At 70.4% G+C, this 19,659-nt stretch carries 19 protein-coding genes; 8 read left to right on the top strand and 11 right to left on the bottom strand.

The window, feature by feature from the left end; translation table 11 throughout:
- Nucleotides 1-123 precede the first annotated feature (123 nt).
- Nucleotides 124-1,119, bottom strand: a complete 996-nt coding sequence (locus G4Z16_RS12805) for a helix-turn-helix domain-containing protein (protein ID WP_197350905.1) — start codon at nt 1,117-1,119, stop codon at nt 124-126.
- A 247-nt stretch (nt 1,120-1,366) separates the two neighbouring features.
- On the opposite strand from G4Z16_RS12805, the gene G4Z16_RS12800 reads away from it, so the two are divergent.
- The 4 genes from G4Z16_RS12800 (at nt 1,367) to G4Z16_RS12785 (ending at nt 4,146) form a co-directional block, all read left to right on the top strand.
- A complete protein-coding gene (locus tag G4Z16_RS12800; protein ID WP_197350904.1) occupies nt 1,367-2,035 on the top strand; it encodes a GOLPH3/VPS74 family protein in 669 nt (222 codons plus the stop codon).
- A gap of 256 nt (nt 2,036-2,291) precedes the next feature.
- Nucleotides 2,292-2,465 (top strand): hypothetical protein, encoded by a 174-nt coding sequence (locus G4Z16_RS12795; protein ID WP_197350903.1) that lies wholly within the window; start codon nt 2,292-2,294, stop codon nt 2,463-2,465.
- Between the two features lie 239 nt (nt 2,466-2,704).
- The gene (locus G4Z16_RS12790; RefSeq protein ID WP_197350902.1) at nt 2,705-3,343 is read left to right on the top strand and encodes a DUF4142 domain-containing protein; all 639 of its coding nucleotides are present in this window, start codon (nt 2,705-2,707) and stop codon (nt 3,341-3,343) included.
- A 77-nt stretch (nt 3,344-3,420) separates the two neighbouring features.
- On the top strand, nt 3,421-4,146 hold the full coding sequence (locus G4Z16_RS12785; RefSeq protein WP_197354454.1) for a class I SAM-dependent methyltransferase: 726 nt from the start codon (nt 3,421-3,423) through the stop codon (nt 4,144-4,146).
- Nucleotides 4,147-4,203: 57 nt separating this feature from the next.
- Here the strand turns inward: G4Z16_RS12785 and G4Z16_RS12780 are convergent, their stop codons facing one another.
- The 4 genes from G4Z16_RS12780 to G4Z16_RS12765 all read right to left on the bottom strand — a co-directional run bounded on the left by G4Z16_RS12780 (nt 4,204) and on the right by G4Z16_RS12765 (nt 7,989).
- Entirely contained in the window at nt 4,204-5,559 is a 1,356-nt protein-coding gene (locus G4Z16_RS12780) for a hypothetical protein (protein WP_197350901.1), read from the bottom strand.
- A gap of 279 nt (nt 5,560-5,838) precedes the next feature.
- Nucleotides 5,839-6,843: an MBL fold metallo-hydrolase gene (locus G4Z16_RS12775; RefSeq protein WP_197350900.1), complete on the bottom strand. Its 1,005-nt coding sequence runs from the start codon at nt 6,841-6,843 to the stop codon at nt 5,839-5,841.
- A gap of 50 nt (nt 6,844-6,893) precedes the next feature.
- Nucleotides 6,894-7,256 carry a PaaI family thioesterase gene (locus G4Z16_RS12770; protein ID WP_425508161.1) on the bottom strand — a complete coding sequence of 121 codons (363 nt, stop codon included), beginning with the start codon at nt 7,254-7,256 and terminating at the stop codon, nt 6,894-6,896.
- 253 nt (nt 7,257-7,509) lie between these two features.
- Complete coding sequence (locus G4Z16_RS12765) at nt 7,510-7,989, bottom strand: hypothetical protein (protein ID WP_246530822.1); 480 nt, start codon at nt 7,987-7,989, stop codon at nt 7,510-7,512.
- Between the two features lie 439 nt (nt 7,990-8,428).
- Between G4Z16_RS12765 and G4Z16_RS12760 the strand changes: the two genes are divergently transcribed.
- Nucleotides 8,429-9,907 (top strand): MFS transporter, encoded by a 1,479-nt coding sequence (locus G4Z16_RS12760; protein ID WP_197350899.1) that lies wholly within the window; start codon nt 8,429-8,431, stop codon nt 9,905-9,907.
- Between the two features lie 124 nt (nt 9,908-10,031).
- Here G4Z16_RS12760 and G4Z16_RS12755 read toward each other — a convergent pair whose 3' ends face one another.
- Entirely contained in the window at nt 10,032-10,493 is a 462-nt protein-coding gene (locus G4Z16_RS12755; RefSeq protein ID WP_197350898.1) for a MarR family winged helix-turn-helix transcriptional regulator, read from the bottom strand.
- A 96-nt stretch (nt 10,494-10,589) separates the two neighbouring features.
- Between G4Z16_RS12755 and G4Z16_RS12750 the strand changes: the two genes are divergently transcribed.
- The gene (locus tag G4Z16_RS12750) at nt 10,590-11,432 is read left to right on the top strand and encodes an SDR family NAD(P)-dependent oxidoreductase (protein ID WP_246530821.1); all 843 of its coding nucleotides are present in this window, start codon (nt 10,590-10,592) and stop codon (nt 11,430-11,432) included.
- A 29-nt stretch (nt 11,433-11,461) separates the two neighbouring features.
- Here G4Z16_RS12750 and G4Z16_RS12745 read toward each other — a convergent pair whose 3' ends face one another.
- From G4Z16_RS12745 to G4Z16_RS12735, 3 genes are all read right to left on the bottom strand, one after another.
- The gene (locus tag G4Z16_RS12745; RefSeq protein WP_197350896.1) at nt 11,462-13,183 is read right to left on the bottom strand and encodes a Na+/H+ antiporter; all 1,722 of its coding nucleotides are present in this window, start codon (nt 13,181-13,183) and stop codon (nt 11,462-11,464) included.
- Nucleotides 13,184-13,337: 154 nt separating this feature from the next.
- A complete protein-coding gene (locus G4Z16_RS12740) occupies nt 13,338-14,237 on the bottom strand; it encodes an MIP/aquaporin family protein (RefSeq protein WP_197350895.1) in 900 nt (299 codons plus the stop codon).
- A 91-nt stretch (nt 14,238-14,328) separates the two neighbouring features.
- The gene (locus tag G4Z16_RS12735) at nt 14,329-14,976 is read right to left on the bottom strand and encodes a TMEM175 family protein (RefSeq protein ID WP_246530820.1); all 648 of its coding nucleotides are present in this window, start codon (nt 14,974-14,976) and stop codon (nt 14,329-14,331) included.
- 285 nt (nt 14,977-15,261) lie between these two features.
- On the opposite strand from G4Z16_RS12735, the gene G4Z16_RS12730 reads away from it, so the two are divergent.
- The gene (locus G4Z16_RS12730) at nt 15,262-15,894 is read left to right on the top strand and encodes a TetR/AcrR family transcriptional regulator (protein WP_197354447.1); all 633 of its coding nucleotides are present in this window, start codon (nt 15,262-15,264) and stop codon (nt 15,892-15,894) included.
- On the opposite strand, the gene G4Z16_RS12725 is transcribed toward G4Z16_RS12730, so the two are convergent.
- Both G4Z16_RS12725 and G4Z16_RS12720 read right to left on the bottom strand, forming a co-directional pair.
- Nucleotides 15,863-16,867: a MaoC family dehydratase gene (locus G4Z16_RS12725; RefSeq protein ID WP_197350894.1), complete on the bottom strand. Its 1,005-nt coding sequence runs from the start codon at nt 16,865-16,867 to the stop codon at nt 15,863-15,865. The genes G4Z16_RS12730 and G4Z16_RS12725 overlap by 32 nt on opposite strands.
- Nucleotides 16,868-16,872: 5 nt before the next feature.
- On the bottom strand, nt 16,873-18,276 hold the full coding sequence (locus G4Z16_RS12720) for a 3-oxoacyl-ACP reductase (protein WP_197350893.1): 1,404 nt from the start codon (nt 18,274-18,276) through the stop codon (nt 16,873-16,875).
- 72 nt (nt 18,277-18,348) lie between these two features.
- Between G4Z16_RS12720 and G4Z16_RS12715 the strand changes: the two genes are divergently transcribed.
- Nucleotides 18,349-19,650, top strand: coding sequence for an acetyl-CoA C-acetyltransferase (locus G4Z16_RS12715; RefSeq protein ID WP_197350892.1), 1,302 nt, complete (start codon nt 18,349-18,351; stop codon nt 19,648-19,650).
- Nucleotides 19,651-19,659 lie beyond the last annotated feature (9 nt).

Below are 19,659 nucleotides of genomic sequence, written 5' to 3'. Positions count from 1 at the left end.
GGTTCCGCCGCGGCCACCTCCGTGGGAGCGAGTCCGGGAACAAACGCCGCGGTGACCCCCACAACGAGCAAGGGTGGTGCTATGCGTCGTATTCGCACGACAGCCGTTCCTTCCTTTCAGCTTTCAGGTGGAATGACTCTGTCGTGCCGAGGAGTCGGGACGAATCCATCCACGGGGCGGCTTTCGTACGACCTGCGACGTAGGGGGGTCGGCACCTGCGTAGGAGGCGCGGGGCGCGAACCCTGAGCCAGGACCGCTCGGCCTGCCACGTCCGTCCCGGCACACCAACTGGTGTCCGGCAGCCGGTAGTTGGCAGCTCCCCTGCGGTTCCCGGCGCTGCGACTGGCTACGGTTGCTCTCGCCCGGAGTCTCCGGCGGCCTGGCCGGTTCCCCGTCGGAGCCCGTGGCGAGCAGTGCGTTGAGGCGCTGCAGGACGTCGAGCTGCGCGGGGTTGTACAGGTCTCGGAGCGCCTTCCCCATGGTCTCTTTGGCGAATGCCTCCCCGTGAGGAGCGTCCGCCTCCGGTGCGCGCAGGTCCGGGTACTCGTCGAACATCTTCCGGGTGGAGGGCGCCATGCGCTCGGCGATGTCCTGGCGGGTGTGCTCGTCGGCGTCGGCGGGCAGCGTGTCGAACTCCTTGCTCACGGGGTCATGGGACTGGTTCCGCATCACGTCCGCCCAGGCCTGTCGAGGTGCCGGCCCGAGGACTCGCGTCATCACGGTGAACAGGGACCGGTCGGCGTCGGATATCTCCGTACGGGCAGCCGGGGCGAATTCGGGAGGCAGATCCGCCGGCAGCGACTGGCGCAGAATCAGGCCGAGTTCGGCGCGGGCCCGCTGAAGGCGTTCGATGGTGGCGGCGAGTTCGGCGTCGAGGGTGCGCAGGGCTTCCTCCGGGTGGTGCTCGACGTCGCCCATGGCGGCGATCTGCGCCAGTGAGAACCCGAGATCGGAGAGGCGCTTGATGCGCAGCAGCCGGACCAGGTGCGCGACGCCGTACTGCTTGTAGCCGTTGGCGCGCCGCTCGGGTTCGGCCAGCAACCCGACCTCGTGGTAGTGCCGGACCGCTCGCAGGCTGACGCCGGCGAGCTCGGCGATCTGTCGGGTGCTCCAGGCCATACGACCAGTGCACACCATGCCGTAGCGGCACGGGCAAGGCCCCATGCCGGCCGGCTCGTCGTCACGGACCGCTTGACTGTGACGCAGCGGCACGGTGTGTCGTGAGCGGTGGCAGCCCCCGGGCGGCCGCCCGACCGCCGGTACCCGCGGCGACGCGTTCGACCATGTCCGGCTCGCGGACGCGCTCCTGGTGGCGTCACCCGCGTGCCGCAACCCCGACCCCATGACCACGGCAGGAGAAGAGACCATGCGGAACGAGCTGCTCATCGTCGAGGATCTGATGCTGCTGATGATGGACGACACGTCGGGAGTGATAGCGGGAGAGGGCACCCTGTACTACACGCTGGGCGGCGCCGTGCTGGTCGAACTCGGTCTCGGCGGACACGTCAAGGTCGATGGGAACGACAGGGGACTGACCGGCCTGAAGGTGCGGGCCGCCTCCGGCGGCCCGCTGCCGGACCCCATGCTCCGGAGCGCCCACGACAAGGTCGCCAGGCGAGTACGCGGTGTACAGGGTCTCCTCGCCGAGATCGGCACCGGACTGCGCGAGCCCGTCCTCCAACGACTCGTCGAGCGAGGGATGTTGCGCCGCGAAAGCAGGAAGTGGCTGGGGGTCTTCACTGCGACGTCGATGAGGCTCGCTGACACCCGGCACAAGAAGGCCCTGGTCAAGAAGGTGCGTGCCGTCCTGGTGGACGACGTGGAGCCCGATGCCCGTACGGCGGCGCTCGTGGGGCTGCTCTCCGCGAGCGGCACCCTGACGAGCCTGCACCGCTCCATCCCGTGGTCGGGCAAGGTCCACGAGCGTGCGAAGGAACTGGAGCAGGACAGCTGGGGTGCGGAAGCGGTGAACACCGCGGTGATGCGAACCATGGCAGCGATCTCCGCAGGAACCGCCGCCGCGGTCACCACCTAGGCCAACTGGTGGCCGTCGAAGCGGCAGTTGCCGCGCGCCTGCTCGGTTCTGGCACGCCCTGCCCCGAGCAGCTCCGCACGGACCTGATCCGCATGCATTGCCGTCATCGGAACCATTCAACCGGCGGGCTCGCGATTCACCGGCGGGATTTCGGACAGAGCACAAAGCCCTTTCAGCAAGTGGGGTCAAAGAAGACCTTTGGGATTTCGGGGGACTTCTGATTTGTGCGGGCGGGCTGGCCGATCGGCACACGCTGGTGGACACGATCCCGTGGTGGCAGGACCGGTGCCGGCGGGGCATCGAGACCGGCGCCGCCGACGGGGACCCGGCAATGGTGCGCCTGCGGGACCAGGGGGCCGTGGAGTCCGTGCAGGACGCGTACCGGTGGGTGGCCGGCCACGGGAGCGTGCTGCGGGCGGCGTTGCGATAAGGCCGCCCCGAGCCGGTGATCGGGCGACGGAATCGACCCGGGGCTCCGAGCGCGAGAACCGCCCTGCGGTCGGGACGACGAGCCTTTCCGAAGTCCAGGTCTCACCAGAGGCAGCACTGTCGGCGTATGCCGAAAGGGTTTGTCAGATCGGGACGATTCCACGAGCACGAACTCACGCGCACCATTAGTCTCCGCTGTTGTCCACCGCGCTCGGAGGATTGTGTGGAGGGGGAAAAGGGATGAGTTCCACCGCGCCGTCGGGGCGGGCGGCCGGCACCGCGCTGGTCGTTCTCGGCCTCGTCGCAACCCTTGCCGCGCTGCTGGTGCCCATCTACTTCTTCGACGGGAACCGGTCCGCCGCACTCTCGAGATCCGGATGGCACGACGACGGCAAGGGGACCTGGAAGACCGAATACGGACCGCTCACCTCGCTGGACCGCGACTTCATGCGCAATGTGCGGGCCGCGGGTCTGTGGGAGCTGCCTGCCGGACGCACCGCACGGGAGCAGAGCACGAAGAGGTCGGTACGGATCGTCGGGGACCATGTCGTCGACGGGGACACCGAGTTGGACAAGCGGGTCATCCAGGCCTCTCGCGCGTTGAGGGTGACGCTGCCGAACCGGCCGACGGCCGCACAGCAGAAGTACCTGGACGACATCGACAAGGCCAGGGGCGAGAAGCTCGACGAGGTCCTCGTCAACCATCTGCGGAAGCAGGACGGCGGAACCTTGAACCTCTTGAGCCTCGTGCGCGACCAGACCCGCAATTCGATGGTCCGTTCCTTGGCGACCAGGGCCAACACGATCGTCCTCGACCACATCGCAGTGGTGGAGGAGACGGGTCTGGTGGACTACGACGCGCTGCCCCACGCGCAGTGACCGACGTCGTCCTGGTCGTCCCCGACCCGGGCGCGTGACCCGGCGCGCGAAGCGCGGGCTAGCGTGAGGGCGTGACGCTGTTCATCTCCCGGGAGGGACCGGGCCTCGCCGAGCTGGCCCGCCAGGCGCTGTCCTCCACGCAGCGCGGCTACGACCTGCTCGCGCCGAAGTTCCACGCCACCCCGTTCCGGACCCCGGACGAAGTCCTGGACGCCACCGCTCGCGCGCTGCGCCCGCTCGGCCCCTTCGGGGCGGGGCTCGACCTCTGCTGCGGCACCGGGCTCGGCGTCGACCGGGTGCTGCGGCGGGTGTGCACGGGCCCCGTCACCGGGATCGACTTCAGCGAGGGCATGCTCGCCGAGGCCCGCCGTGCGGTGCCCGACGCTGAGTGGGTGCGGGCCGACGCCCGCGCGCTGCCCGCCCGCGATGCCTTCGACCTGGCGGTCAGCTTCGGGGCGTTCGGCCACTTCCTGCCGCACGAGCGGCCCACGCTGTTCGCGCAGGTCCACGCCGCTCTGCGTCCCGGCGGCCTGTTCGCCTTCCCCGTCGCGGCGCCGCCCCCTGTCGGTTCGCGCCAGTACTGGACACTGTGGGGATTCGACACCGCGATGCGGGTGCGCAACGCGCTCTGGCACCCCCGCTTCGTCATGTACTACCGGAGGTTCCGCCTCCCGGAGGTGAGCCGCGACCTGCTCGACGCGGGCTTCACGGTCAACACCGTCCCCCTGGAGCGCCTCGGCCGCCGGCCGGACGGCAGCCCGCGCTGCCGCCTGGTCCTGGCCCGCCGCCGGGACCGATCTTGATCCATCGGCTGTGGATCAAGTTCCAGCGGCGGGCCACTCCCACGGTCCGCTCGGCATTCAGGAAGCGGCCGGGAACTCGCCCTTCGTGATGAACCATTCGCGGGTGATGGGCGGGAAGTCGATGCGCTTGGACGGGCGGTTGCCGATGATCACGAACGGCAGTTGCGCGTAGAGGGAGCTCTCCAGGGTCAGGCCCCCGTGGAGCTGCCACGCGCCGCGTCCGTCGGCGCCGCCCGGCGTCTGCTGTGAGAACTGGGCGGTGGCCCTCAGGTACGGCCCGAGGAAGGCGGTCACGCCCACCGTGTCGTAGAGGCTGACGTCCGCCTCGGGGCCGAGCGCGGTGCGCAGTTCGCCCTCGCCGGAGACGTCGGCCCTGCCGCCGGGAAGGGTCGTGCCGTCGGCCTGGTTGTCGGACTCCCAGCCGGAGTCCTTGGCGTACCGCGTGCCGACCTTCACCGTTCCGTTGACGTCCTTCTGGACGTCGACCTGTATCCGGCCGTTCGCCTGCACCTTCAGTACGAGCGTCAGCTTCACCGTGACGACGACCGGCACAGGACCGACCATGATCACGGGATGGGCCTTGACCTCGGCCACGGGGATGCGACGTGATAGATCGGGCTCCGCGACGGTGCCCTTGACGCTCCAGCCGGCCTTGTAGTCCCCTCCGACACCGATGGAGGCCGTCGCCTCGGCGGGGTCGGAAGAGCCGTGCCCGTCGTAGGAGAAGTCCACCTTCGGTGAGAAGTCGAGGTAGCCGCCCACCTGGGTCGGGGGCACCTGGTCCGACTCGTCCCCGTCGGGCAGCGGGGTGTCGAAGTCGAGGTGCAGGTTGTCGCCGTTGGCATCGCGCCCGGCCTTCGCCGCGCCCCGCTCGACGTCGAGTCCCTTGACCAGCGGATCGACCTTCCACGCCGAGGGCGAGACCGGGACCTTCCCATCGGCCTTCGCGCCGCCGAAGACCTCCGTGAGGTTGGCCCGGGAGGTGCGGATCTCGGTCTTCCCGTCGTCGCTGGACGCTACGTCCTTGACCTTGACGAGTGCGCCCGCGGGGGCCGACTTGGTGGGCGGGCTGGCGATCACATCGCCTTCGCGGACGTCGACGGCGCCGGCACCGCCGCCCCGGGTCTTCCGGGTGAGAACGGCCCGGCCGTCCTCGGCGTCGTAGGAGGTGAGCGTGACGCTCTTGGTCTTCAGGGTGTTGGGTCCCCGCCTGTCCGAGGGACGGCTGATCGCCGCGGACTCGGATCCGCCTGCTGTGACGGAGAGTTCGGCACCGCGTCTTCGGTCGTTGTCCGCGGAGGGACCGTTCGGGTCCTCTGTGGTGCCGAACGCGCTCGGTACCGCGATGCCCGCGACCAGCAAGCCGGATATGCCGATTATGGAGATCTTGGCGCGGCTAGTAACACGCTTCACGTGGAACCTCTTCGCTCGCGCGGGCGCAGGGCCCGTGCCCGTGGGGGGGTGGACCGGCGAAACCTACTACTGAGTTGCGCCCGTTCCAAGTCCCTGCGCGAACACGCCTGGTGGGCCGCATCGCCCGCTCCGCGCCTATGTGGTCCTGTGCGTACGCGTGGGCGGTTCGCGATACGGGACGAAGCGGGCGCCCGGCCAACGGCGGGGGCGCGGAACGCCGTTCGGGCTCCTGACTCGCGGGGCGCCCGGGTCACGGGGTTCCCTCGTGGGGCGCCCGGGTCACTGCGGTTCCGCGACTCCCGTCACGGGGGACGCGGGCGTGGGCCATGCGCGCGGGTACGGCACTCGCAGCGTTTCCGGCGCGACCGGCGTGTGTTCCGCGGCTGCGCGCAGCAGCCCGTCGCGGTGGACGACGGCGCCGCTGCGGAGCATGGTGTCGACCAGCTCGGCCGAGAGCGCTTCCGGGGACCTGCCCAACTGCCGTGCCGCGTCCGTGAGCCAGGCCCGTGCGTGCAGATACGGCTCGACCTCGTCGGCGGGGATCCCGTCGCGGATCATCAGGGCGAACGCGAAGATCCGCCGGGCGCCGTACCAGACCGCTCCGTCCGGATCGTCGACCAGACGCCGGGCGCGACGCAGCGCGGAGGTGAAGGCCGCGGAGGGGTCGGTGGGGATCGGACCGTGCGAGGGCAGCAGCACGCGCGGGGCCAAGCCGGCCAGCCGGTGCAGGGAGTCGAGGGCCGTGGCCGCCGCGTCGGGCCCGTCGAGGGCGAGGTTCACCCAGCCCACGTCGTAGTCCGAGAGCGCGTCTCCGGCCACGAGCAGCCGCTCCTCGGGCTGCCAGAGCGAGAGATGGCCGGGCGTGTGCCCGGGCGTGCGCACGACCTCCCAGTCGGCGTCCCCGAGCCGCAGGACCTGCCCGTCCTCCAGCGGCTCGTCGACGGTGTACGGGGCGACCGGCTGGTCGAGATACTCGGCCACGCAGCAGCCCGCGTCGCGCCGGGCGACGGCGTGGGCGTCGGGGGCGCTGGCCGCGATGCCGGCACCTCCGGCCTGCAGAAGGGCGTTCCCGCCGACGTGGTCGGAGTGCCAATGGGTGTTCACGACCCGTGTCAGATGCCCCGCGTGCGCGCGCACCCAGGCGGCCGTCTCCTCCGCGTGGCCGACGAACCCGCTGTCGACGAGGGCCGGTTGGCGCCCGTGCAGCAGGAGCAGGTTGGCGTCGGGGAACGGCCGGCGCTGCCAGGTCACCCAGGCCGGGAGCCCTTCGGGGGCGTCGTTCATCAGGGGCCTCCTTACGTGACGGCGGTGCCGGGGGTGCCGGTCATCTCTGGTCAGCTCACGCAGATCAACGTCTGCTGGCCGGTGGCGACGAGCTTCCGCTGATCGTCCTTGACGGAGAAGACTTCCAGCCGGCAGACGGTCAGGGTGCGGCCCGGCTTCAGCACCGTGCCCACCGCCTCGATGTACTCGCCGACGGCGGGTGCCAGGAGATTGACCTTGTACTCGACGGTGAGCACCGCGGTGTCCTCGGGGAAGAGGGTGAAGGCCGCGTAGCCGCCGGCGGTGTCGGCGACGGCGCTGGTGGCTCCCGCGTGGAAGTAGCCGTCCTGCTGGGTGACTTCGGGCCGCCCGGGCAGGACGATGTGCACGCGCCCCGGTCCGATGTGGGATATGCGGGCTCCGAGGTGGCCCATCAGCCCTTGCCGGTCGAAGCTCTCCTGAATGCGCTTCTGCACCTCGGGGCTTGCCTGTTCGTGCTGCGCGTCTTCTTCCACTTCTTCCACGAGCTCTCCTTGAGCGGTGTTCGCTGCCGGTCCCGCACACGGGCGTGGAGCGCTGCTTTGGGCGGGTGCGCCGGCTCTGCGTCCTGCCGGGCGTTCGACGGGGCGACTCCCGCCACCGGCGATCATCATGGCACCGAGGTGCGTGCGGCTCCCGGCCCCGGCGTCAGTCGAGCTCCAGGGGTCCGACGCCCAGGTCCTCGCGCATGCGGTTGCGCATCAGGGCCATCGCCGTGCGGCGCTGTGCGATGAGGGGCGCGTCCTCGTCGGATCCGACGGTCGCGCCACCGGCGTAGGCGTCGCGCAGGCGGCGCAGGCTGTGGAAGGCCTCGTTCCCGGCGGCCACGACGTGCTGCGGGCCCACGAGCCAGAGGCGTTCGCTCGCCGTGTAGAGCCCGGTGCCGCGGAAGGCCTCGCGTACGGCGGCCTCACGTGCCGACCCGCTCATGTGATCGCCCAGAGCGACGGCCCGTATGTCCTCACCGGCTGCCTTGAGTGCGGTGACGTACTCCGTGTACGCCTCACGTCGCACCTCCAGCGCGTGCCGGTTCTCCTCCCGGCGCCATCGGTTGCGGTCGGCGATCACGGTGGCGGCGATGCCGATCACGGCGCCGGACAGTGTGGACAGCAGCGGTATCCAGTTCATGGGCGGCAGCATCGTCGAGGGTGCCGTGCCGGTGCCAGTGCCTCTCCGGCCGTCCCGCCGGGGCTTGCCGAGGGGATGCGGCGTGCGCCGGGACGAGCCCGAGTCACGCGGTTCCGCCCGCCGTTTCCATATCCATCGGACCCCAATCGGTGCGGGGCATATGCCAATTCCCTGAGCCCCTCCCGGATGGTTTCAATCTGATTTCGAAGGGTCCTTGGAGTCTGATTCCCCGTCCGGGATGTTCCGCCATGGGTGAAGTGCCGTCAGGCGCCCGTGACTTGCGCCGAAAGCCGTCCGGACCTGTGTTTCGATACGGCACTTCCCCGGTTGACCGAGCGTGTTAACTGTGCGGCCAGGCATGCCGGTTGAGCTCGTCTTCTGACGGCAGGGGGCGAGCGGCATGACCTGAAAACAGTGAACAATTCAGACGGAGTATGCAATGGCAGTTGAAGGTGGAAGCAGCGGGACGCTTTCATCGGGCACAGTCAGAACGGCAGTACCGGCCCGCCTCGACAGACTGCCCTGGTCGCGCTGGCACTGGATGATCGTGATCGGCCTCGGGACGGTGTGGATCCTCGACGGGATGGAGGTCACGCTCGTCGGCAACATCGCCGGGCGGCTGTCCGAGCCCGGGAGCGGACTGGCCATCACCTCGGCCCAGGTCACGGGACTGGGCGCCGCTCTGTACGTGGCGGGGGCGTGTCTCGGTGCGCTGTATTTCGGTTGGCTGACCGACCGTTACGGACGTAAGAAGCTCTTCCTGATCACGCTCGCCGTCTACCTCGCGGCGACCGCTCTGACCGGCCTGTCGTTCGACAGCTGGTGGTTCTTCGTGTGCCGTTTCCTCACGGGATTCGGCATCGGAGGCGAGTACGCGGCCATCAACTCCGCGATCGACGAGCTCATCCCCTCGTACTATCGGGGCCGCGTCGACCTGATGATCAACGGCAGCTTCTGGCTCGGAGCCGCCGCCGGAGCCATGCTCTCGATCCCCATGCTCGACACGGACATCTTCGCGAAGGACGTCGGCTGGCGCCTGACGTTCGCCTTCGGTGTCGTCCTCGGCCTGGTCATCCTGGTGGTGCGGCGGAATGTGCCGGAGAGTCCACGGTGGTTGTTCATCCATGGACGCGGCGACGAGGCCGAAGAAATCGTGAAGGATGCGGAGGCACGCTGCATCGCCCAGCACGGCGAGGGCAGCTTGCCCGAGCCCGCCGGAGAGATGGTCATCAATCAGCGTCAGGCCGTCGGTTTCGGGATGATCGCGCGTACGGTCTTCTCCAAGTACCGTTCCCGTGCGTTTCTGGGGCTTTCGCTCTTCGTCGGTCAGGCATTTCTGTACAACGCCGTCACTTTCGGGTTCGGTGCCATTCTCGCGGCCTTCTACGAGGTGCCTGCCGGTGCCACGGGTTACTACTTCGTAGCCATCGCGATCGGCAATCTCCTCGGCCCGATTCTCCTCGGTCCGCTCTTCGACACCGTGGGGCGCCGGATAATGATCTCCGGCACCTATATCGGGTCCGGGGCGCTGCTGTTCGGCACGGCGGCGCTGTTCGCCGGTGGTCATCTGTCGGCGACGACACTGACCGCCTGCTGGAGCGTCGTGCTGTTCTTCGCGTCCGCGGGCGCGAGTTCGGCCTACCTCACGGTCAGTGAGATCTTCCCGATGGAGACCCGTGCCATGGCCATCGCGTTCTTCTACGCGCTGGGCACGGCGGTGGGAGGCATCACCGGTCCGCTGATCTTCGCCGAGCTCACCGAGAACGGCGTCCTCGCCGACACGACCCTCGCCTTCCAGATCGGTGCGGGCCTGATGTGCATCGCCGGTGTGGTGGCTGCGTTCCTGGCAGTACCGGCCGAGCGGCGTTCCCTCGAGGACATCGCCACGCCGCTCTCCGCCCAGGAGTCGTCAGCCTGAGGTGGCCGGCTGAGCTCGCCGGTACGTGCCGTGCCGGGACGCCCCATCGGCGTCCTGGGCGGGACGTACCGGCGGGCCTTTCCGGTGACGGAGACGCTCGCGGCACGCTCCGGGAGCCGTCGAGTCAGCCCTGTCTGTGCTTCTTGAGCTTCTGCCAGATGGTGTCCAGTGCCCGCAGATCCGCCTCGTCCAGTACGTCGGTGAAGACGGGGGCCAGGCAGGCCCTGCGAGTGGCGTCGGCCTCGGCGAAGAGCTCCCGCCCCGCCGGGGTGAGCGCGACCTGGACGGAACGCGCGTCGTGCGGCGCGGGGGAGCGCGTCACCAACTCCCGTGCCTGCAGGGCGTCCAGCACGCGGGAGACCTGGCTGCGGCTGAGCATCGTGCTGTTGCCCAGAGCCGACGCCGAGACGGGCTCGTCCTGCTGGGAGAGCCACAGCATGACCTCGAACCAGGACAGCGGCAGTTGGTGTGCCTTGGTCAGTGCCTGGCCCACGCGCTCGGTGAGTACGGTTCCGGCCCAGACGAGGCCGTAGAAGGCGCGGTCGGCGACGGGCAGTTCCCGCTGGTTGAGCTTTCCGGTCGGCATGGCTCCAGCTTACGCAGTTGTGTGTGCGTACACGAATATGTAATGTGTGTGCGCACACACGTAAACCACTCCACTCGCCGAAGGGCTTCAACTGTCATGTCTTCCAAGGTCGTTCTCATCACCGGCACCTCCTCCGGCATCGGACTGGCCACCGCCGTCGCAGCCGCCAGGGCCGGATTCCGGACGGTGGCGACGGTGCGCGCCCCCGAGCGCGCCGACGCCCTGCGCAAGGCCGCCGCGGAGGCGGGCGTCGAGCTGGACATCCGCAGGCTCGACGTGACGGAACCTGATTCCGTGACCGCCTGCGTCGACGGCGTCGTCGCCGATCACGGCAGACTCGACGCGGTCGTCAACAACGCCGGCGCGGGCCACGTCGGGACCATCGAGAACGAGAGCGTCGAGGACGTGCGCCGCGTGATGGAGGTGAACTTCTTCGGCGTCGTCCAGGTGACCAAGGCGGCCATGCCTCATCTGCGGGCGTCCGGCGGCCGGCTGGTCACCGTCAGCAGCGTCGGGGGAGTCGTCGGGCAGCCCTTCAACGAGGCGTACTGCGCCGCGAAGTTCGCCGTCGAGGGCTTCATGGAGAGCCTCGCACCGGTCGCCGCCGCCGTCGGTGTGCGCGTCTCGGTGGTCGAACCCGGCGCTGTCACAAGCGAGTTCGTCTCCAACCTGGGTGTCGACCCCCAGCAGGTCGTCGAGTCCGCCGGCCCCTACGCGAGCGCCGTACGGGCCTACATCACCCGCACCCTCGAGCAGTTCAGCGGTGACGATGCGCAGACATCGGCCCAGGCGGCGCAGCCCGTCCTCTCCGCGCTCACCGACCCGGAGCCCGCCTTCCGGATCCAGACCTCCCAGTGGGCGCGGGAGTTCAGCAGCACGAAGCTCTCGGACCTCGACGGCTCCGCGGTGCAGGCACTCACCGGGCCCTGGGTGGTCTGAGCACCCCGCTCGAACGCCCCGGCCGCCGCTCAGGTCTCCGTGCGGCCGGGGCCGCCGCTTCCCGGTGCGCCGCCGTTCCCGCCAGGACTGCCCGTGCCCGGGCCGCCCGTGTCGGGGCCGTCCTCGCCCTCGTCCGGGCCGCCGTCCGGGCTGCCGTCCCGGTCGGGGCCGCCGCCGGCGCTCTCCGAGACCCGCCGGGCACCCTCGCGCAGCTCGAGGCGCAACTCCTCGGCATCGAGGCCCGCTTGTACGCGGCGGAGCACCGCGTCGTCGATGTCGTGCGCGTCCCGCAGCGCGACGAGGGCGTCCCGCTTCACCCTCAGCAGGACGGAACGCAGTTCGTGCTCGTGTTCGTGACGGGGGCCGCCCGCGTCCAGATCGTCGGCGTGCTCGCGCAGCTCCTGGCCGAGACGGTCGGTGACGTGCTGCGGCGCTCCGACGCGCGCCGCCTCGCCGGGCAGTTCGCGCAGCGCGGTGTCCACGATGCGCCGCCGCGCGAGCAGTTCCTCGCTCTCCTCGTCCGGGTCGGGCGGCAGCCGGGCCCAGCGGATCACCGCCGGCAGCGTCTGGCCCTGGAGCACCAGGGTCACCAGGATGACGGCGGCGGTGACGAACACGATCACGTCCCGCCCCGCCAGCCGCGACCCGTCCGCCGAGAGCACCGGCACCGCCAGCGCCGCCGCGAGCGAGATGGCGCCCCGCACACCGGCCCACGCGAGCGGCATGCGCTGCCTCGTGGGGACCCGGCGGGCACGCTGCAGCGGCCGCCGGTCCAGGGCACGGATCACGTACGGCATGGTGTTCCCGTACAGCAGCCGCGTGCCGATGACCGTCGCGGCGACGGCCGCCGCCAGTGCCGACGCCTCGCCCAGCGTCAGCGTGCGCAGTCCGGTCACCGCCGCGGGCAGCTGCACGCCGACCAGCACGAAGAGCGTTCCGTTGAGCAGGAACGTCGTCACGCCCCAGAACGCGAACGTCTGGACGCGGCTGCGTGCCTGGACCAGCGTCGGTCCGGCCCTGCTGACGATCAGCCCGCAGACGACGACGGCCAGCACGCCCGAGACCTCGGCCAGCTCCGCGGGCAGATACGCGGCGAACGGCGTGAGCACACTCAGCCCGCTCTCGACCGTCGCGTCGTGCAGCCTCCGTCGTACGAGGATCACCAGCAGGGCGACGGTGGCGCCGATACCCACGCCGCCCGCGTAGCTCAGCACGAAGTCCCAGATCACGGGCCCCCATGCGAAGGACGTCTCGCCTGTCGCGATCTCCACGGCCACGGCGAAGAGAACGAGCGCAGTGCCGTCGTTGACGAGGCTCTCCGCCCGCAGCATGGTCATCGCCCTGCGCGGCAGACCCCGCGCCACCGATGCGACAGCGGTGGCATCGGTGGGTGCGAGGACGGCACCGAGTACGAAGGCGATGGGCCAGGCCAGTCCGAAGGCGTACGCGGTGCCCGCCACGGTCACCGCGGTGATCAGGACGAGCCCCACCGACGTCAGGACGATCACGCGCAGATTCGCCCGCGCCTGATGGAGCGAGATGGTGAGCGACTCCGCGTACAGCAGCGGCGGCAGGAAGATGAGCAGTACGACGTCCGCGGGCAGATGCAGGGGCGGGAACCGGCCGGCGACCCCGATCACGACCCCGCCGAGCAGCAGGAACACCGGCTCGCTGAGCCCCAGCCGCCGGGCGGTCCAGCTGAGCGCCAGCACCGCGAAGAGCAGGACGACGACGATCTCCAGGCCCACCATCGCCCGTCCGTCCCTCCCTGCCGTCGTCCGCCGTTCCGCCCGAGGCGGCCGGTTACGACGAAGACCCCCGGTCCCGGAGCCGTGCGGGGCTTCCGGTTACGGAGGTCTTCGTCGTTTCCTGGGTGGTTCCGGGGTGGTGCGCCGCCCCGCGTCGCTACTCCGCCTCGCCCGCTTCCCCCTCCGGGTGCACCTGGCCGCGGGCCGTGATGACCCTGCTGATGAGGTGCTCGTAGACCAGGGCTCCGATGACGCCGCCGATGAGCGGTCCGATGATGGGGATCCACCAATAACTGCTGAACCAGTCGAAATTCCCTGGGAAGGCGATCGCTCCCCACCCCTCGAAGAAGGTGAAGAGCCGGGGGCCGAAGTCGCGGGCCGGGTTGATGGCGTAGCCCGCGTTCGTCCCGTAGGTCAGGCCGATCGCGACGACGACGAGACCGATCAGGAACGGTCCCATGTTCGACATCGGTGCGGTGTTGCGCATGTCGATGAGCGCGCAGACGAGAAGCAGCAGGAACGCGGTGCCGACGATCTGATCGAGGAACGGTCCCCACCACGAATTACCGAAGTACTCGGCCGGGAAGGTGGCGAAGATGGAGAAGGTCGGAAGGGATTTCTCTCTTCCCGTCCCCTCCTTGGCGTTGAACGCGTCGATCGCCCAGTGGTACGTGGCGTACACGGTGGCGGCGGCGACGAAGGCGCCGACCAGCTGTGCCCCCCAGTAGGGGAGCACCTTCTTCCAGGGGAAGTGGCCGCGCACCGCGAAGCCGAGCGTCACGGCCGGATTGATGTGGGCGCCGCTGATACCTCCGGCGACGTACACGCCGAAGACGACCGCCAGGCCCCATCCCCAGGAGATGATCAGCCAGTTCGAAGGGCCGAAGGCCCCTTCCTGCCGGCCCGAGCCGGAGAGGCCGACGACGGCGACGGCGACCGACCCGCAGCCGATCAGAATGAGGACGAAGGTGCCGAGGAACTCGGCGATCAGTTCGCCGCCGATTCCGGTTCGGTAACCGAGTCGGCGTGGACTGCTCTTCGCATGCTGCTCAGCCATCGGCTCTCCTTCATCGATCGGAACAGCCCTGCCTGCCCCTCTGCGAAACCGTAAGCAGGGGGGCTTGCGACGAAGCGGGGCTGAGCGCGCGTCACCCCGTTTGTCCACCCGATGGCGTACGGGCGCGTTCCTGCTTGCGCCCGATCAGGAATTTGGCCGGGACGAGGGCGAGCCAGACCCACTTGGCGGCGGTGGGGGAGGCGAAGGCGAGGGGGACCGTGACGCCGAAGACGAGAACGGTGCTGGCGAGGTCGAAGGTGTCGAGGCGGCGGGTCCGGAGTGCGGAGGCGTCGTCCGTGCGTCCGAGGCGCCGGTGCGAGGTGAGCAGCAGCGACAGATGGACGGCGTTCAGCGCGGCGACGTTCAGCCCGTAGACGGCGACGGCCTGCGGCTGGCTGCTGTACTCGGCGAGCAGAGCGGTGGGGAAGGGCAGCAGCGCGGTGAGGCCGAGGCCGAGCAGGGTGACGCCGGTGACTCTCGCGTCGACCGCCGGGAAGGCCGACAGGATGCGGCGGTGGTCGAGCCAGAACTCCGCGATGACCGCGAAGCTCAGCGCGTACGCGGCGATGTGGGGGAGCGTCAGATGCAGGGCCTCGAGGAACCCCTCGGTGCTGAGGCCCCGCCGCACCGTGATGTCGAGCACCAGCAGCGTCATGGCGATGGAGAAGACGTTGTCCGAGAGGCTCTCCAGGCGTTCCAGCCCTCCGTCTCCCCGGCGGGAGGCCGATGTGTGATCCACGTCGGGGATGGTAGGTGTGCCCCCGTATCGGAGGATTCATCCCGCGCCCGTGCCCGGCGAATCGCACGCGAGTGCCGTGCTGCCGCTTGACGGGCGCGGCGGCGGGCAGAAGCGGTGGAGGCGTCGGCCCCGCTTGTGAAGTGCGGCAACCCGGCGCTCGCCAGGTGAGTTGACGCAGGGTCCGCGTACGCTTACGTCCGAGTATTCCGTGGGGAGACGGGGGAGATGGGGCGGAGGGGCGTACAGGTGGGGACCAACAGCACGAGAACCGGGGGGCGCCGGCGGATGCCGCGGGAGGTGCGCGAGCGGCAGATGCTCGACGCCGCGGTCGCGGGATTCGCACGGCACGGCTACCAGGCGGCGTCGATGGACGACATCGCCGAGGAGGCGGGCGTCTCCAAACCGCTGGTCTATCTGTATCTGAAGTCGAAGGAAGACCTGTTCACGGCGTGCATACGCAGGGAGCGGGCGGCTCTCGTCGAGGCCGTACGGGGCGGCACCGGGAAGAGCGAGGTGCCCGGCGCCCGTGCCGAGCAGCAGTTGTGGAAGGGGCTGTGCGCGTTCTTCGCGCACACCGCGGCGCGGCCGGACGGCTGGTCCGTGCTGCACAGGGCCGACACCCAGGGCGAACCGTTCGCCCGTGAGATCGCCGCGATGCGGGCGGAGATCACGGAGCTCGTGACGCTGCTGCTGGCCCGTGCCGCCGTGGACGCCGGCTGCGACGAGAAGTTCGCCGAGCGGGAGGTGTCCGGGCTCGCGCACGCCATGGTCGGCGCGGCCGAGTCGCTCGCGGTGTGGGCCAACGCCCGTACGGAGGCGGCCCCTTCGCCGAAGGAGACCGCCGCCACCCTGATGAACTTCTGCTGGACCGGCCTGGAACAGATGATCAAGGGCGCTCGCTGGTCACCTCACCGGTGAGGTGCAGCCGCTGCCGCTCCCCTTCTCCGCTGCGCAGTTCGAACCGGTGCACGCGGACGGGGGCGCGGTAGCCGCCGGCTGATGCCGTCGGCTCGTCCCCGTGGTAGGCGACGGTCGAGGGGAGCAGCACCGGGGCCTTGAACTCCGCGCGGGCGGTGAGCTGTTCACTGCCCGCGGCGGCGCCCGTCCCGGCGAGGGAGCGGGCGAAGGTCCACATGCCGTGCGCGATGTGACGGGGGAAGCCGAAGAGCTTCGCGCTGAGCGGGTGCAGATGGATCGGGTTGCGGTCGCCGGAGGCGCGCCCGTACCGGCGTCCGAGGCCGGATGGCAGGTCCCAGTGCTCACGCAGGGGCAGCGGCGCGGCCGTTGCTTCCGCGTCGTCTTCCCGGCGCCCGATGCCCTGGACACCTCGGCCCTTGCCGGAGGTGTCCGCGGTGCGGTGACGGCACAGATACGTGCTGCGTGAGTGCCACACCAGCTGACCGCCCAGCCGTGCCTCGGTCACGACGTCGAAGCTGCTGCCGCGACGGTGCGGTGCCGGGCCCTCGGCGTGCACCGAGATCTCGGGGCGGTCGTCCGGGCGCAGCGCGCGGTACTGGGTGAGTTCGATGCCGGTGTGGACGAGGCCGAGCATCGGAAAGGGGAAGTCGGGCCGCGCCATCAGCCGCATCGCGAGGGGGAAGCCGAGGATGTGCGGAAAGGTGGCCGGGACCGGGGAGCCGGCCGGTGCGCCGCCCTGCGCGACCGGCTGCCCCGCCGGCGGCCCGACTGCCGGCCCGGTGCCGTCCGCGAAGCCGCAGACGCGGGTGTACGCGCGCAGCCGTCCGGCGTCGATGCGCGCATCCGGAAGCATCAGCCGTTCGTCGGGCAGCCGGGCCTGCTCGTACGGGCCGCGCTTGGAACGTGAGGCGAGGGCTCCCCGGGCGAGGACCAGCGCCAGTTTCGGCGGGGCGGAGAGACGGCGAATTGGCATGACGCTCACGCCCCCAGCAGGCTCTGGCCGCAGACCCGTACGACCTGGCCGTTGACGGCGGAGGACGCGGGTCCCGCCAGCCAGGCGGTGGTCTCGGCGACGTCCACGGGGAGGCCGCCCTGGGAGTGGGAGTTCATGCGCCGGCCGGCCTCCCGGATGAAGAAGGGAACGGCGGCCGTCATCTTCGTCTCGATGAAGCCGGGTGCCACGGCGTTGACGGTGACGCCGTGCTCCGCCGCGGCGCGCGGCGCGAGCGAGCGCACGAGACCGATGATTCCGGCCTTGCTCGCCGCGTAGTTGGTCTGGCCGACGTTGCCCGCGATGCCCGCGATGGAAGCGGTGGCGACGACGCGCCCCGTGCCGCGCCGCAGCGCGCCGGCCGCCAGCAGGTGGTCGGTCGTGCGCAGCACGGAAGCCAGATTGACCTCGAGTACCTGGTCCCACCGCTCGGCCTTCATGTTGACCAGCCTGCGGTCCCGGGTGATGCCCGCGTTGTGGACGAGCACGTCCAGGCCGCCGTCCGGCAGCGCCTCCGCGATGCGGGCACCCGCGTCGTCCGCGGTGATGTCGAGCGGCAGGGCCGTGCCGCCGAGGGCCTCGGCGACGCGGTTCAACTCGGCCTCCGCCTGCGGGACATCGAGGCAGACGACGTGGGCGCCGTCCCGTGCCAGCGTCGCCGCGACGGACTCCCCGATGCCGCGCGCGGAGCCGGTGACCAGCGCCGTGCGTCCCTGGAGCGGCCGCTCCCAGTCGATCGCCGGGGTCTCCGCGGCGGTTCCGGCGGACGGGTGCTCGCCGATCTCGATGACCTGGCCGCTGACGTAGGCCGACCTGGGCGAGAGCAGGAAGCGGAGGGTCGACTCGGCGTCCGCGACCGTGGCTCCGGGCGCGAGCCGTACCAGCTGCGCCGTGCGTCCGCCGCCCGTCTCCTTCGCCAGCGAGCGCACGAAGCCCTCCAGCGCCTGCTGCGCCGCGGCCTGGTGGTGGTCGGCGTCGTCGGGGCGTGCGGCGAGCAGCACGATGCGGCCGCACGGGACGACGGATCGCAGGACGGGGTGGAGGCATTCGTGCACCCGTCGCAGTCCCGGTACGTCGCGGATGCCCGTAGCGTCGACCACCACGGCGGCATGGCGTTCGCCCGGTTCCGCACCGTCGGAGTCAGTACGGACGGGGAGACCGGCACCCGCGAGCACCGCCGTGAGTTCCTTCGTGTGCGCACCGGCGTCGCCCTCGCTTCCGCGAGGCGGCACGGGCGTCAGGTGCAGCACAGGGTGAGGGGAAGGGCCGTCTCCGAGTACGGGCCGCTCCGCCGACCAGCGGTGCAGCGGTACGGGACGGGGGAGGCCGAGCCGGCGGGTCACGAGGCGGCCGGGCCTTGTGTTGGTCCAATGCAGATATCGGTCAGCCATTCCCCGATTCCTCCAGCTCGCGTAGATTTACTTCCGAGTAAGGTTACTTACAGGTCAGGAGTTTGGTCGAGGATGAGTTCCAGCGGCCTCATTGGTTCCACCCCGCGGCGAGTTGCCGTCATCGGCGGAAGTCGCATCCCCTTCGCACGTTCGGACGGACCGTACGCGTCCTGCTCGAACCAGGAGATGCTCTCGGCCGCACTCGACGGACTGATCGAGCGGTTCGGGCTGACCGGCGAACGCCGGGTCGGGGAGTTCGTCGCCGGTGCCGTGCTCAAGCACAGCCGTGACTTCAACCTCGCGCGGGAGACCGTCCTCGGCTCCCGGCTCGACCCGCGCACTCCCGCCTACGACATCCAGCAGGCGTGCGGAACCGGTCTGCAGGCTGTCATCGCCGTGGCCAACAAGATCGCGCTGGGCCAGACCGACGCGGGCATCGCGGGCGGCGCCGACACCGCCTCCGACGCACCGCTCGGCGTCAACGACGAGCTGCGGCGCATCCTCCTCGCGACGCGCAGGGCGAAGACGCTCAAGGACCGCGCGAAGGAACTCTCCCGCGTACGCCCGCGCCACCTCGTACCGGAGATCCCGCGCAACGCCGAGCCGCGGACCGGCCTGTCCATGGGCGAGCACGCGGCCCGCACCGCACGCGACTGGGGCATCACCCGGGCCGACCAGGACACGCTCGCGGCCGCCAGCCACCGCAACCTGGCCACCGCCTACGACAGCGGCTTCCTGCACGACCTCGTCGTCCCCTTCCGGGGCCTGGCACGCGACCAGAACCTGCGGCCCGGCACCTCAGCGCACAAACTCGCCGAGCTGAAGCCCGTCTTCGGCACCTCAGAACCGGACGCGACGATGACGCCCGGCAACTCCACCCCGCTCACCGACGGCGCCGCGACAGTGCTGCTCGCGAGCGAGGAGTGGGCCGAACGGCACGGCCTCGCGCCGCTGGCGTATCTGACCGCCTACGAGACGGGAGCCGTCAGCTTCTACGAGGAGGACGGCAGGCCCGGCGAGGACGGTCTGCTGATGGCTCCCGCTTACGCCGTTCCCCGGATGCTGGAGCGCGCCGGACTCGGCATCGAGGACTTCGAACTCTTCGAGATCCACGAGGCGTTCGCGTCCCAGGTGCTGGCCACTCTCGCGGCCTGGGAGAAGCGCGGGCTCACGCCCGTGGACCGCGAACGCCTCAACGTCGCCGGCTCCTCGCTGGCCACCGGACACCCCTTCGCCGCGACCGGCGCCCGCATCGTCGCCACCCTCGCCAAGCTCCTCGCGGAGCGGGAGGGAGCCGAAGCCGGGGCGCGAGGTCTGATCTCCGTCTGCGCGGCAGGGGGCCAGGGGGTGACTGCCGTACTGGAGAGGGCCTGAGCGTCCTTC

This window comes from Streptomyces bathyalis (assembly GCF_015910445.1).
GTDB lineage: Bacteria > Actinomycetota > Actinomycetes > Streptomycetales > Streptomycetaceae > Streptomyces > Streptomyces bathyalis.
The sequence above is the reverse complement of the archived record's forward strand: the minus strand, read 5'-3'. Positions and strand labels throughout refer to the sequence as shown.

Excerpts from the sequence above, each read along its gene's own strand:
- G4Z16_RS12805 (WP_197350905.1), bottom strand. The coding sequence starts at position 1,119 with ATGGCCTGGAGCACCCGACAGATCGCCGAGCTCGCCGGCGTCAGCCTG.
- G4Z16_RS12800 (WP_197350904.1), top strand. The coding sequence starts at position 1,367 with ATGCGGAACGAGCTGCTCATCGTCGAGGATCTGATGCTGCTGATGATG.
- G4Z16_RS12790 (WP_197350902.1), top strand. The coding sequence starts at position 2,705 with ATGAGTTCCACCGCGCCGTCGGGGCGGGCGGCCGGCACCGCGCTGGTC.
- G4Z16_RS12775 (WP_197350900.1), bottom strand. The coding sequence starts at position 6,843 with ATGAACGACGCCCCCGAAGGGCTCCCGGCCTGGGTGACCTGGCAGCGC.
- G4Z16_RS12770 (WP_425508161.1), bottom strand. The coding sequence starts at position 7,256 with ATGGGCCACCTCGGAGCCCGCATATCCCACATCGGACCGGGGCGCGTG.
- G4Z16_RS12765 (WP_246530822.1), bottom strand. The coding sequence starts at position 7,989 with ATGAACTGGATACCGCTGCTGTCCACACTGTCCGGCGCCGTGATCGGC.
- G4Z16_RS12760 (WP_197350899.1), top strand. The coding sequence starts at position 8,429 with ATGGCAGTTGAAGGTGGAAGCAGCGGGACGCTTTCATCGGGCACAGTC.
- G4Z16_RS12755 (WP_197350898.1), bottom strand. The coding sequence starts at position 10,493 with ATGCCGACCGGAAAGCTCAACCAGCGGGAACTGCCCGTCGCCGACCGC.
- G4Z16_RS12750 (WP_246530821.1), top strand. The coding sequence starts at position 10,590 with ATGTCTTCCAAGGTCGTTCTCATCACCGGCACCTCCTCCGGCATCGGA.
- G4Z16_RS12745 (WP_197350896.1), bottom strand. The coding sequence starts at position 13,183 with ATGGTGGGCCTGGAGATCGTCGTCGTCCTGCTCTTCGCGGTGCTGGCG.
- G4Z16_RS12740 (WP_197350895.1), bottom strand. The coding sequence starts at position 14,237 with ATGGCTGAGCAGCATGCGAAGAGCAGTCCACGCCGACTCGGTTACCGA.
- G4Z16_RS12730 (WP_197354447.1), top strand. The coding sequence starts at position 15,262 with ATGCCGCGGGAGGTGCGCGAGCGGCAGATGCTCGACGCCGCGGTCGCG.
- G4Z16_RS12725 (WP_197350894.1), bottom strand. The coding sequence starts at position 16,867 with ATGCCAATTCGCCGTCTCTCCGCCCCGCCGAAACTGGCGCTGGTCCTC.
- G4Z16_RS12720 (WP_197350893.1), bottom strand. The coding sequence starts at position 18,276 with ATGGCTGACCGATATCTGCATTGGACCAACACAAGGCCCGGCCGCCTC.
- G4Z16_RS12715 (WP_197350892.1), top strand. The coding sequence starts at position 18,349 with ATGAGTTCCAGCGGCCTCATTGGTTCCACCCCGCGGCGAGTTGCCGTC.